The organism is Legionella sp. PATHC039, from assembly GCF_026191275.1.
In the GTDB taxonomy this organism is placed as follows: domain Bacteria; phylum Pseudomonadota; class Gammaproteobacteria; order Legionellales; family Legionellaceae; genus Legionella; species Legionella pneumophila.
Genome location: NZ_JAPHOP010000001.1, coordinates 794,433 through 807,717, shown reverse-complemented (window position 1 = coordinate 807,717; position 13,285 = coordinate 794,433). Strand labels below are relative to the sequence as shown.

The following is a 13,285-nucleotide window of genomic DNA, read 5'->3' as shown; positions in this document are numbered from 1 at the left end:
GCTTGACATAGCAATGGTTTGTTTAGAACCATTGCTATCTAAAAATCGCTGTACTTTACTGTCTCAAATGCGGAAATAAAATAACGTCTCTGATTGATTGCGAATTAGTAAATAACATCACCAAGCGATCGATTCCAATCCCTTCACCAGCTGTAGGCGGCAAGCCATATTCCAATGCTTCAATATAATCACTATCAAAATGCATTGCCTCTAAATCACCTGCATCCTTTTCTTCAACTTGCTTTCGAAAGCGCTCAGCTTGATCCTCGGCATCGTTTAATTCAGAGAATCCATTCGCAATCTCACGACCAGCAATAAAAAACTCAAATCGATCGGTGACTTCCGGATTGGTATCAGAACGTCTCGCTAAAGGAGATATTTCTGTAGGGTATTCCGTAATAAAAGTGGGCTGAAATAATTGGTGCTCTACTGTCTCCTCAAAAAGAATAATTTGTAGTTTACCCAGGCCATCAGTTTCTTTATAAGGCAGACCTAAATCATTCAGAAGTGTTCTGCATCCCTCTAACGTTTCTAACTGCTGCGCCTTAATATCAGGATGATATTTTAATATAGCTTCTTTTACGCTCAACCGTTCAAAAGGTTTATTGAAATCAATGACTTGACCTTGATATTCTATTTGCCGAGTAGCTAATACTTTATCGCATAGATAATGAAACAATTGTTCAGTGAAATTCATCAAATCATTGTAATCGGCATAAGCCTGGTAAAATTCCAGCATCGTAAACTCTGGATTATGACGAGTAGAAATTCCTTCGTTACGGAAATTTCTATTAATTTCATATACTCTCTCAAAACCACCAACAACCAAGCGTTTTAAGTACAACTCGGGGGCTATCCTCAAATACATGGTCATATCCAATGTATTGTGATGAGTTACGAAAGGACGAGCCAAAGCACCTCCAGGAATTGGATGCATCATTGGTGTTTCTACTTCCAGAAAATGATTATCATCCATAAATTCTCTGAAGGCTTTGATTAAATGTGAACGTATTAAAAAAGTTTTTCGACTGTCTTCATTTGCAATCAAGTCAACATAACGTTTACGATATTTCAATTCCTGATCAGCCAAACCATGGAATTTATCAGGAAGCGGCCTTAAAGATTTGGTTAATAACTCAACATATTCTGCATTAATGGTCAGTTCACCAGTGTTTGTTTTAAATAACTCACCCTGTACACCAACAATATCTCCTAAATCCCAATGTTTAAACTGTTCATAAACGTCAGGAAGATCATTTGAACGAAGATAAACTTGTATCCGACCTGATACATCCTGAATATGAAAAAAACTGGCTTTACCCATAATTCTTCTCAGAACGATTCGGCCTGCAACAGATACTTTCACATGCTTTTGTTCTAATGTTTGTTTTTCAGTTTCGGAGTATTGCTTCAGCAAAGCATCGGCTAAATGTTCGCGGCGAAAGGTATTTGGAAAATTAAACCCGCTTGTGCGCAATTCCGCTAATTTTTGTTTGCGAATATGATAAACTTCACTTTCATCTAAATGTACATGTTCTTCACTCATGCTTGCCCTACTCCTGCCTTTAAACTGGCTTCAATAAATTGATCTAATGAACCATCCAATACTGCCTGAGTATTACTGGTTTCAACACCGGTGCGCAAATCTTTTATACGAGATTGGTCTAATACGTAAGAACGAATTTGTGATCCCCAACCAATGTCAGATTTGGTAGCTTCCAATGCTTGCTGCTCTGCATTTTTCTTTTGCATTTCCAACTCATAAAGCTTCGCCCTCAATTGCTTCATTGCCTGGTCTTTGTTTTTATGCTGGCTTCGATCATTCTGGCATTGAACGACTATCCCACTAGGGATATGTGTAATCCTTACGGCAGAATCAGTACGGTTAACATGCTGCCCGCCAGCCCCGGAAGCTCTGTAAGTATCAATCCGCAAATCAGCTGGATTAATTTCAATTTCGATATCATCGTCAATTTCAGGAGAGACAAAAACAGCTGCAAACGAAGTGTGTCTCCTGTTGCCAGAATCAAATGGCGACTTTCTCACTAAACGATGGACACCTGTTTCAGTCCTTAACCAACCAAACGCATATTCACCTGTAAAATGAATAGTCGCACTTTTAATTCCTGCCACTTCACCAGGAGAGCATTCTATCAACTCGGTGGTAAATCCGTGATGTTCTCCCCAACGTAAATACATTCGTAATAACATTTCAGCCCAATCTTGCGCTTCAGTGCCGCCAGAACCTGCTTGAATATCAAGATAAGCATTGGAGTGGTCCATTTTGCCAGAAAACATTCTTCTAAATTCCAAACTGGCGACTTGTTGCTCAATTGATTTTAATTCATCACCAATGTCGATGATGGTTTGCTCATCATCTTCTTCTCGAGCCAATTCAAACAGTTCTCTCTGATCACTAATTGATTGGCTTAATTGGCTTAATGAGTGGACTATAGTTTCCAGCTGAGTTCTTTCACGTCCCAATGCCTGAGCCTGTTCCGGATTGTCCCACACATTGGATGATTCCAATTCGCGAATTACTTCTTCCAAGCGCTCACTTTTACCTTCGAAGTCAAAGATACCCCCTAAGCGATTCTATGCGCTCATTAAGATCGATTAAACTTAAATTAATTTGATTCACTTCTAGCATCAGTGTCTCTTTTAAAAATAAATAGGAGATTTTACAGCGAAAGTAAGATTCTATCTATACTAATTCTGATGTTTTAATGCGGTTCTATACGCCTGAAGATTCATTAGTAACTCTGCTTCAGCATTTGATAAATGACAACTACTGATAATTTCCTCACGAGTGCCACCCATTTCCAGGATTCTCAAGGCATGTTGATAACTGCCATCGTTATGTCTTATGTTTTCCAATTCTTGCAATTGAGTCTCAATACTAATTAATTGCTGATTAATTTCATTAAGTTGTTTCGCAAATAATAAATCCGCATTGATCAGCATAGGATGATCTTTTACTACTTGAGTAGCCAATTTTTCCAAAGAATCTATTTTGTTCTGTAATTTATTGATGTTTTTTCGTTGATTTAATAAATAATTACCCAAGAGTAAAAAAATTATCGCATGCAAATACAGAAAGATATGTGTCATTTTTTATCCTTAATTTTAGTATCCTTTTTATTTAACTCTACTGAATTTGTATTACTTATAACACTAAAATGGACTCTACTTAAATCTGGATTGAGAATTCTGTCCACTTTTCTATTTTTAGTGATAAGAATATTCACTCTTCGATTCTGGCTTCTTCCAGCTTCAGTGTAATTGTCCGTTATGGGGTATTGATCACCATATCCTGTAACCAAAATACGATGATTGGCAATTCCAAAACCATTTAAAATGCGACCAACAGTAGCTGCTCTTGCAGCTGATAATTCCCAATTTGAAGGGTATTGGGGCGTTTCAATAGGCACATTATCAGTGTATCCCTCAACAACCACTGTAAAAGGTAGATTCTTAATTTTCTCCGCCAGCTTCATTAGTTTAATCAATGCTTCTGGTTTAATATCAGCACTACCAGAATCAAATAATGAGCCTGCTTTTATATCTATCTCAACCCATCCCTCTTGTCTGTTTAATTTGAAATCACCATCTTCAAGTTCAGATAGTGATTTATTCAGTTCATCCAAACCATCTTTAAAAGTTCCCTTGGTCTTCTTTTCTTCAGGACCATCTTTAATGTTATCTGTCGATTGAGTCGCTTTATTTTGATCCTTTTGATTAAATGCCGACTTCATTCCTTCAGAAAGAGATTTATATTTTGAAACATTTACTGAAGAAATAGCATACATCACAACAAAAAAAGCAAATAATAAGGTAATGAAATCAGCATAAGATACGACCCATCGATGACTATCCTGATGTTCTTCAGTTTTCTTTTGTCTTGATTTCATCTTGCTTGTGTTGCCCATAGTTGTTTAACTTTAACTGCAGCATATTGGGACTCTCACCACTCGCCATGGCGACCAGGCCTTCAACGACCATTTCATCAAAATGCACCTTATGAGAAATACAACTTTTTAATTTATTAGCAACAGGTAAAAAAAACAGATTCGCGAACCCAACACCATAAATAGTTGCAACAAAAGCAACCGCAATGCCTAAACCTAATTGACTGGGATCAGCGAGATTCCTCATGACTTGAATTAAACCCAACACCGCACCTAAAATTCCTATGGTGGGGCTATAGCCGCCCATGCTTTCAAAGACATGCGCAGCACGCAAATCCTGATGCTCCGTTCGATCTATTTCTGCTTCCAAAACTTGTCGTAAGGTAAGCTTGTCCACTCCTGTAACCAGTAATTCCAACCCCTTATAAATTAAAGGATTGGTTTCGACATCCAAACGATCTTCTAGGGAGAGAAGGCCAAGTTGGCGAGCTTTTCTAGATAACTCTATGAGAGTCGTTCTGCATTCTTCAAAATTATGATGAGGAGGTTTCACTACCCAAGGCAATATTCTAAACGCCCTTTTAAAAGTGGTTAAAGGAGTTTGCACCATAACAGCCCCTAATGTTCCACCCATGACAATCAGTAAGGCCGGAAAATTAAGTAAGGAATTTAAATCTCCCCCCTCAAAAATTTGGCCTACGATAATGGCGAGAAAACCTGTCAACAATCCTATTAATGTCAAAGTATCCATACTTATTTTTTATTCCGGTAATCTTGATCTAATACGGTGCGTTGCTTGACTTAAAATCTGTGAAATTCGTGACTCACTAACCTCCAGTATTTCCCCGATTTCCTTCAAATTCAAATCCTGCTCATAATACAAAGAAAGCACCAGCCTCTCTTTACGAGGGAGACTATCAATCACTTGGGTTAATCGATTCATCATATCACTTCGCATAACATTCCTGTGCGGTTCAGTTGAGCCATTCCCTTCATGATCAAATAAGACATCATCGGTTATTCCCAAGTCATCAAAACCATATAAATGACTGCTAATGGAGTCTTGCAACATATCATGATAATCATCTAATGACACACCTAGCTCTTCAGCAATTTCATTATCCTTAGCCTCACGCCCAAACTTATGCTCCAATATGCGCACAGCATCAGAAATCATTCTGGAATTGCGATAAACAGAACGTGGCACCCAATCGTTACGTCTTACTTCATCAAGCATATGTCCCCTTATACGTATTCCTGCATAAGTTTCAAAGGATGCCCCCTTGGATGAATCATAATGCCTTGCTGCTTCAAGCAGACCAAGCATCCCTGATTGTATTAAGTCATCCAGTTGTACACTCTGCGGTAATCGCCCGAGCAGATGATATGCAATGCGTTTTACCAATGTGGCATGTGTTTTTACCAGAGCTTCCTGGGTTTGTTGATTTACTTTGCTGTATGCAGCCAAAGCATCCACGATACTCTCCTTACCATAACAGCAGATTGTAGTTATTAGTAATTTGGTAAATCTAAAACAAACAGAGTACAGCTAATTTTAAGTATAGCGAATAATTTAAAATTGTCCCGCAACCAAACGCTCCAAAAAGAAACTGGTGTTTCCACCTAAAGACGGTTTAAATGACCAATTACTCACCGATTCAGCTAATTCTCTCAAGGCTTTAGCAGCAGGTGAGTCGGGATAAGCGATTAAAATAGGATTTTGTTTTTTTACTGATTTATGGATGTTTTCGTCAAAAGGAATCGCGCCAAGGTAATCTAGCTGCACATCCAGAAACTGTCCTGAGACCCGAAACAGTTTATTAAACAAGTCACGACCATCCTTAACATTTCTAACCATATTAGCCAGAATGTGGAAATGCGTCCACTCATAACGTTTGCTCATCACTTTAATTAGTGCATAAGCATCTGTCAAAGAGGTAGGTTCATCACAGACAACAACAATCAACTCTTGCGATGAACGAGTAAAACTCAATACGGTCTCGGAAATCCCTGCTGCGGTATCGATAATCATATAGTCCAAATCATCAGTTAGTTCGTTAAATGAATCAATGATTCCCGCATGTTCCGCAGGACTCAATTGCGTCATAAACTCTGTTCCGGAAGCAGCAGGAATAACCCTGACGCCAGCGGGGCCATGTAAAATAATATCACTTAAATGACATATGCCCTGAAGAACATGAGATAAATTGTATTTGGTATGCAACCCCAGCATAATATCCACATTTGCCAATCCTAAATCGGCATCCAGAAGCATGACACTATAATTTAGTTGAGATAACGCTATAGCTAAATTGACCGAGATATTACTTTTGCCTACACCACCTTTCCCTGCCGAAACAGCAATCACTTTAACAGGTTTGTTTCGGGACAAACTCCTAAGACCAGAAGCCTGATCTTTTATACCTTTGCTAAGCTTCGACATAATTCTCTCTCCTAACATTCGGATTTATTTTGCTGATGTCCCTTGCCTCCTGAAATAACTGAAGTTCTTGTTGCGCAAATAACTCAACAAGCTGGTGACGCGTAGCAATTTTGATATCCTCAGGGACTCGTTGTCCATCGGTTAAATAACCCAAAGCTAAATTTGATTCAATAACAGCACTTATGGCTCCACCTACTGCAAGAGATTCATCCAATTTCGTAATAATGCATTGATCCACACGATTTGCCTGGTAACGCTTAATCGCATCGATTAATACCTGGTAATGACTGGTAGCTGGTAATACCAATACTTTTTCTATAGATTGCAGATAATTACTTAAAACAGTCATTTGTTTGGTTACACGTTCATCAGAAGGATTCATTCCGGCTGTATCAATCAAAATTAATTTTTTGTCATTTAATTGACGCAATACTCTTGCCAAGGAGACTTCATCCTGCGCAATACATACTTTAACTCCCAAAATCTTCCCATAGAGAATTAGCTGTTCCTGAGCTGCTATTCGGTAGGTATCCATAGTGACCAAACCCAACTTGTCAGCGCCAAAACGTAAAGCAAAGCGTGCTGCAATTTTTGCTAGAGTTGTTGTCTTACCAACTCCAGTTGGACCAACAAACGCGTAGATACCACCTTCTTCTATTCTACTAGAATCGCGAATTGGCAATTGCTCTGTCATTTGTGACAAAATGAATTGCCAGGCTCTTTGTTGATTCAAATCAGGCTTTACTGAGCGAGCCCAAATTGTCGCCGTATTGGGACTAACACCTAAATACAAGAGTTTTTGCAGCATAACTGTATGTAAAGGCTCATGAATACCAACATTTCCACGCAGCTGTGCTTCAAGCATTCCTCTCAGTGTCAAAATTTCTTGCCGCATGTCGTCTAATGGCGTTTGTGCTGAATATTTTTCTGTTCGGCTTGGGGGTTCTGCTATAGCTACAGCGGCTTGAGTTGATATCACTGTTTCGTCAAAATCAATAGCAGCAACTATTTCAACACCATCTTTTATGTTATGACTTGACAAAATAACAGCATCAGGGCCAAAAGCAGCCTTTATTTGCTGCATGGCACTGCGAGTATCTGCAGCGACAAAGCGTTTTAATTTCATAATGCCTCCTGCCTTCAACACACCTATGCAACCCCAAAAACTAACCTACAGTTCCAATTATTCTTATTTGTTTGTTATCAGGTATTTCCTGATAAGACAAAACATGAAAGTCACTGGATATAGTACGCACAAATCGTGCCAAAACCGTTCGTATACTTGGTTGAACTACCAAAACTGAGCTCTCCTGCTTTGCCTGTTGTTGTGCAGCGAACTGGATCAGTGCTTGTTGGATTTTATCTGCCATTCCTGGCTCAAAGCTAACTCCGCCATGTCCACTGTTTTGTATAGTATTGTGCAACAATTGTTCCAACTCTGGTTTTAATGTAATAATGGGCAATTCCTCGTTTAATCCACTGATTTTCTGAGTTATCAATCGTGATAAGGCAATTCTCACTTGGCTAATCAAATATTCAGTATCTTTTGATTTTGACGCATATTCCGCCAAAGTTTCGACTATAGTGCGTATGTCTGTTAATGGAATATGTTCTGATAATAATCCCTGCAACACTTTGCTAACCATACCTAAAGTAAGTCCATCAGGTACAAGCTCTTTAACCAGTTTAGGGGAACTTATAGCCAACTTATCCAATAGCTGCTGCGTTTCCTCATAGCCAAGTAATTGCTGGCTGTTTTGTTCCAGGATCATGCTTAAATGAGTAGCAACTACTGTTGATGCATCAACTACTGTATAACCTAAAGTGTGTGCTTTCTCCTTTTGATTTTCATTTATCCACACAGCATCCATTCCAAAAGCCGGATCTCTTGTTGGGATTCCCTCTAAATTACCAAATATCTGTCCGGGGTTTATCGCTAACCATTTATCAGGATGAATCATTGATTCTCCCATAATCACCCCAGCCAAACTTAATCGGTAATGATTAGGCTTTAAATCCAGGTTGTCACGAACATGAACGGATGGAATTAAGAAACCCAATTCTTGCGATATTTTCTTTCGGACACCTTTAATTCGTGACAGTAATATTCCACCCTGAGCATTATCGACCATAGGGATCAATCGGTAACCTACTTCCAAACCAATGACATCGACAGGATTAACATCATCCCATGATAACTCACTCTGTTTAGAGTCACTCGTTTGCGAAAATTCATTTTGCTCTTCATCCTTCTTTTCACGCTTAACTTTTTCCTGATTGATAAATAAATAAGCAATGCCAGCTAACCCTGCTGATAATAGAATAAATGCAATATGAGGCATACCAGGAATTATGCCTATTAGACCAATAATAGCTGCTGCAATGACAAGTGATCTTGGTTTTGCAAATACTTGAGAAATAACTGCCTGCCCCATATTTTGAGCACTAGAAACTCGGGTCACAATGATTGCCGCTGCAGTAGACAATAAGAGAGAAGGAACTTGAGCGACCAAACCATCCCCGACTGTCAATAAAATATAATTATGAACTGCGTCATTAAAATTCATATTATATTGAAATATGCCTATTATTAATCCACCAACGATGTTAATGATTAAAACCAAAATTCCTGCTATCGCATCTCCTCGGACGAATTTGCTGGCACCATCCATTGAACCGTAAAAATCCGCTTCCTGAGCTACTTCTGTTCGACGCTTGATTGCCTGTTCCTGATTGATTAGACCTGCATTGAGATCAGCATCTATAGCCATTTGCTTTCCGGGTAAAGCATCCAAAGTAAACCGCGCACTTACTTCAGATACTCTCCCCGCCCCTTTTGTCACTACAACAAAGTTAATAACGACAAGGATAATAAATACCACTATACCTACTGTGTAATTACCTCCAATCACCACTTCACCAAAAGATTTTATGACCTGACCGGCAGCATCTGTACCATTATGACCATTGAGTAAGACTACTCGTGTAGAAGCTACATTGAGGGCTAATCTTAACAAAGTTGCCACAAGTATCACTGTGGGAAACACCGCAAAATCCAGGGGTCTTTCACTATAAATAACTGCCAACAAAACAACTAAAGAAAGAGCGATATTAAAAGTAAAAAATATATCCAGTAGGAAAGGAGGCAGAGGTAACATCATCATGCTGATCATGACAATCAGTATTAATGGAGTACCAAACCCTTGGCGCATCCAATATTCTATATAATTCATAACATTGTTCATTCAATCTCCTCCTCTGCTTCGCGAGCCAGTTCAGGTGGAATAGGGACATTTTGTAAAATTTCAGGCTTATAATCATAACGTTGCCTGTCACGTAGCTGAAAAATATAGGCTAGCACCTGAGCCACAGCAACATATAACCCTCTGGGAATTTCTGCATTCAGTTTTGTTGAAAAATAAATAGCGCGAGCTAACGCAGGAACTGAAATAATAGGGATCTTATATTCTTTAGCAACCTTGGATATCTGAAAAGCAACCAGGTTTTTACCCTTGGCAATCACCACTGGAGCCTTTTTTCCTTTCTTTTGGTAACTAAGAGCAACTGCATAGTGCGTAGGATTAGTCAATATAACGTCGGCTTTAGGTACTTCACTCATCATCCGTCGTCTTGCAACCTCCAGCTGTGCGCGACGTATAGCACTTTTTACCTCAGGTTTGCCTTCCGTCTCTTTGTATTCATCTTTTAATTCCTGTTTAGTCATCTTAATCGATTTGCTATGTTCATATAATTGGAATGGAACATCTATTGCCGCAATTAATATCAGACTCGCAGTAATCAGCACAAAAGATTTTAAAAGGATCATTACCCCACTAGTGATTGCTATTTCTAATGGTGCTTTCCCCAATTCAAGCAACAAGGGTACTTGCGATCTAAGCACTAGAATAGATGCGCTCGCCACCAGGACAAATTTTAAAAAAGCCTTAAGCATCTCAACAAATCCTTTGAGAGAAATCATGCGCTTAAAACCTTTAAGTATATTTAATCGAGAAAATTTTGGCTGTATAGACTGTCCACTAAAAACCCATCCCCCCATAAGCAATGGTGCTAGCAAAGATAAAATAAAAATAACGAGCAAAAGTGGAACAACAGACCAAAGCCCGGATTTTGTCAATTGAAACAAATTTTCTAAAGAATTATTCCCGGTAACAAGAATGTCACGATCGAAATCAAACGCCTGTTGCATTATACTGGTAATTTGCAGTGATAATTGTTTCCCAAAAATAAAGAAACCAAGTCCGGTAAATAATAAAATGACCGTTGCATTAAAATCTTTAGAACGTGCAACCTGCCCTTTTTTTCGTGATTCTTTTAATCGCTTGGAAGAAGGCTGTTCCGTTTTTTCTTGTGATTGTTCTTCATCGGCCATTAGCGCAATATTCCTGTTATAAATTGGATTCCATGCTTAATGCTCTCTACCATTTCTGTCCCGACAGTGGGCAAACCTATTTTAATGATGACAAACCCCATCAATAGCGTAATCGGAAAACCTAAAGAGAAAAGGTTTAATTGCGGAGCAACCCGAGCCATAACTCCAAAAGACAAGCTTACAATAAGCAAAGATAAAATCGCAGGAATTGAAATCAATACCGCTTCTTTGAACATCCAACCTGAAAACATAATCGTACTCCAGACAATTGATGGATCCAGAGAAGATTTACCGATTGGCATTATTCTAAAACTCTCGATTAGAGTTTCAAGAATAGCTAAATGGCCATTCAATGCCAAAAATATTAATGTGGTCACCATTAAATACAATTGACTGATTAAAGGCACACTGGCATTGCTGGTTGGATCAACCATTACTGCAAATCCCAAACCCGCCTGCATGGATATAATTTGCCCCCCAAGAATGAATACTTGAAATACTATTTGCAACACAAATCCCATTAACAAACCCAATAATAATTCTTGTACGAGATAAACAGGATAAAGACCATTAAAATTTTCGAAAGACAAGTTATAAGGCACATAGGTAAAACACACACAGCTTAAAGTAAAAACAAAGAGAATTTTAATGCGAGCTGGCAATAGTGCTGACGATAAAACTGGCACCGTAAGCATCAAACCACCAATACGCACCATGGGCCAAATAAATTGGCTCATTAAGCGAATCATAGTTTGATAATCGAGACTCATTTTTTATCCAATCAAATAAGGAATATTGTTTATCAAAGTATCTGTATAATTTATCAATGTCTTTAATAACCAAGGCCCTGCTAAAATTAGAACCAAAAAGGTAACGAATAACTTGGGTATAAAACTTAAACTTGCCTCATTAATTTGAGTCGCAGCCTGAAACATCGATATAATTAGTCCAACAATTAATCCCGGCAATATCAACACTGACAGTAATAGCAGAATGATATAAACACTATCACTAAACAACGAAACGACTGATTCAGGGGTCATATAGCCTCCTAGGCAAGAGCAAAACTTGAAGCAAGTGAACCCAAAACCAAAGTCCATCCATCAACCATCACAAACAACATGATTTTAAAAGGTAGTGAAATAATCAAGGGTGAAAGCATCATCATCCCCATAGCCATCAAAAGGCTGGACACAACAAGATCAATAATTAAAAAGGGTAAAAAAAGAATAAAGCCTATTTGAAATGCGGTTTTTAACTCGCTAGTAATGAAAGCCGGAATGAGAACACTCATAGGAATCTCATCTAAAGTTTTTGGTACATTGTGAGCAAATTTTTCAAATAAAGATAAATCATTTTTTCTCGTTTGATTTAGCATAAACTGACGAAGCGGCTTTTGCGCATTGGATAATGCCAGAGAAAAATCAATCCTTTCATTCATATAGGGCTGTATTGCTGTTTCATTAATTTTGTTGAATACAGGTGACATAACAAAATAAGTCATAAATAGAGCAATTCCTATTAATATTTGATTGGTAGGCGTCTGAGCCATCCCTATTGCCTGCCGTAAAATTGACAGAACAATAATTATCCTTGTAAATGACGTCATTGCCATCAGCAACCCTGGCAATACGGTCAATAAAGTCATAAAAATTAAAATTTGCAGATTGATGCTATAAGATTGCGAACCATTAGTTCCAGGTTGCATTGTAACAACGGGAAAAGATAAAGGGTCTGTGTAACCTGCAACGGGTAATAAAAGAAGTAATATCAAAATCAGTAACCAACTTTTAATTTTCATTTATGACTTCCCTATTGCTGATTTCAGCACATCAGCAAAAGACGATTTTTGATCAGCATCAAACCCTTCAGGAAGTTGATTGCCAAAATCACATATGAGATTAATGGAATATGACCCTACACCTACTAATAAATATCTTTCCCCAATTTTCAGCAATACAATCTTTTCCTTTGGACCTAAAATAATACTTGCAACAGTTTGGAATCCTTTAGATACAGTAAAGCTTACTCTATGCATACGTTTCACTATCCAAGATAAAAAAATAATAATGAATAATACAAATAAGAGTCCCGAAATGATTCTAATTAGTTCGCCATGGCTGATCGCGTTTGGGCTTAAAGTAGATGACCAACCGACCGAACTGATTAGAGAAAGACCCAAAAATGCCAGACAGAGTACTTTGCTTTTCATTTGAGACGTTTTATTCGTTCAGCCTTGCTAACGATATCAGTTAATCTGACACCAAATTTATCGTTAACTACAACGACTTCACCATGTGCGACTAAAGTACCATTGACTAGCACATCAAGGGGATCACCAGCCAGCCTATCAAGAGCTACGATTCCTCCCTGATTTAATTGCAGTAAATTACGAATAGTCATTTTGGTACGACCGATTTCAACAGTAACTGACACAGGAATATCTAAAATTAACTCCAGTTTCTCATTGCCAGAGTCTGGATTCTGTGGATTCCCTTGATTTTGATTTAATTGCTCTGCGCTGGTTTCGTTCACTTGAGTCAT

At 38.3% G+C, this 13,285-nt stretch carries 15 protein-coding genes; all 15 read right to left on the bottom strand.

Translation table 11 applies throughout. The features are described 5' to 3' along the window. Nucleotides 1-55 precede the first annotated feature (55 nt). A complete protein-coding gene (gene lysS / locus OQI99_RS03700; protein WP_011214040.1) occupies nt 56-1,546 on the bottom strand; it encodes a lysine--tRNA ligase in 1,491 nt (496 codons plus the stop codon). Further along, nucleotides 1,543-2,650, bottom strand: a protein-coding gene (prfB, locus tag OQI99_RS03695) for a peptide chain release factor 2 (RefSeq protein WP_104411370.1) whose coding sequence is annotated in 2 segments (ribosomal slippage) — nt 1,543-2,574 and nt 2,576-2,650 — 1,107 coding nt in all. Because the reading frame shifts where the segments join, the coding sequence is not laid out codon by codon here. Before prfB ends, lysS begins: the two co-directional genes overlap by 4 nt. A gap of 59 nt (nt 2,651-2,709) precedes the next feature. Continuing rightward, nucleotides 2,710-3,111 carry a DUF2802 domain-containing protein gene (locus OQI99_RS03690; RefSeq protein ID WP_010947505.1) on the bottom strand — a complete coding sequence of 134 codons (402 nt, stop codon included), beginning with the start codon at nt 3,109-3,111 and terminating at the stop codon, nt 2,710-2,712. Then, entirely contained in the window at nt 3,108-3,911 is an 804-nt protein-coding gene (motD, locus tag OQI99_RS03685; RefSeq protein ID WP_029345193.1) for a flagellar motor protein MotD, read from the bottom strand. Before motD ends, OQI99_RS03690 begins: the two co-directional genes overlap by 4 nt. Beyond that, a complete protein-coding gene (locus tag OQI99_RS03680; protein WP_010947507.1) occupies nt 3,886-4,659 on the bottom strand; it encodes a flagellar motor protein in 774 nt (257 codons plus the stop codon). The genes motD and OQI99_RS03680 overlap by 26 nt, the downstream gene beginning before the upstream one ends. Before the next feature lie 9 nt (nt 4,660-4,668). Then, nucleotides 4,669-5,385 carry an RNA polymerase sigma factor FliA gene (locus OQI99_RS03675; RefSeq protein ID WP_061512550.1) on the bottom strand — a complete coding sequence of 239 codons (717 nt, stop codon included), beginning with the start codon at nt 5,383-5,385 and terminating at the stop codon, nt 4,669-4,671. 96 nt (nt 5,386-5,481) lie between these two features. Beyond that, the gene (locus OQI99_RS03670) at nt 5,482-6,351 is read right to left on the bottom strand and encodes a MinD/ParA family protein (protein ID WP_061512549.1); all 870 of its coding nucleotides are present in this window, start codon (nt 6,349-6,351) and stop codon (nt 5,482-5,484) included. Continuing rightward, the gene (flhF, locus tag OQI99_RS03665) at nt 6,338-7,477 is read right to left on the bottom strand and encodes a flagellar biosynthesis protein FlhF (RefSeq protein WP_061512548.1); all 1,140 of its coding nucleotides are present in this window, start codon (nt 7,475-7,477) and stop codon (nt 6,338-6,340) included. Before flhF ends, OQI99_RS03670 begins: the two co-directional genes overlap by 14 nt. Nucleotides 7,478-7,517: 40 nt before the next feature. After that, on the bottom strand, nt 7,518-9,596 hold the full coding sequence (gene flhA / locus OQI99_RS03660) for a flagellar biosynthesis protein FlhA (RefSeq protein WP_061512547.1): 2,079 nt from the start codon (nt 9,594-9,596) through the stop codon (nt 7,518-7,520). After that, nucleotides 9,593-10,741, bottom strand: coding sequence for a flagellar biosynthesis protein FlhB (gene flhB / locus OQI99_RS03655; protein WP_061512546.1), 1,149 nt, complete (start codon nt 10,739-10,741; stop codon nt 9,593-9,595). The genes flhA and flhB overlap by 4 nt, the downstream gene beginning before the upstream one ends. Next, entirely contained in the window at nt 10,741-11,511 is a 771-nt protein-coding gene (gene fliR / locus OQI99_RS03650; RefSeq protein ID WP_061512545.1) for a flagellar biosynthetic protein FliR, read from the bottom strand. Before fliR ends, flhB begins: the two co-directional genes overlap by 1 nt. A gap of 3 nt (nt 11,512-11,514) precedes the next feature. Further along, on the bottom strand, nt 11,515-11,784 hold the full coding sequence (gene fliQ / locus OQI99_RS03645; protein WP_061512544.1) for a flagellar biosynthesis protein FliQ: 270 nt from the start codon (nt 11,782-11,784) through the stop codon (nt 11,515-11,517). An 8-nt stretch (nt 11,785-11,792) separates the two neighbouring features. Further along, on the bottom strand, nt 11,793-12,542 hold the full coding sequence (fliP, locus tag OQI99_RS03640; RefSeq protein ID WP_265731318.1) for a flagellar type III secretion system pore protein FliP: 750 nt from the start codon (nt 12,540-12,542) through the stop codon (nt 11,793-11,795). Continuing rightward, nucleotides 12,543-12,953: a flagellar biosynthetic protein FliO gene (gene fliO / locus OQI99_RS03635; RefSeq protein WP_061512543.1), complete on the bottom strand. Its 411-nt coding sequence runs from the start codon at nt 12,951-12,953 to the stop codon at nt 12,543-12,545. Further along, nucleotides 12,950-13,285, bottom strand: coding sequence for a flagellar motor switch protein FliN (gene fliN, locus OQI99_RS03630; protein WP_061512542.1), 336 nt, complete (start codon nt 13,283-13,285; stop codon nt 12,950-12,952). The genes fliO and fliN overlap by 4 nt, the downstream gene beginning before the upstream one ends.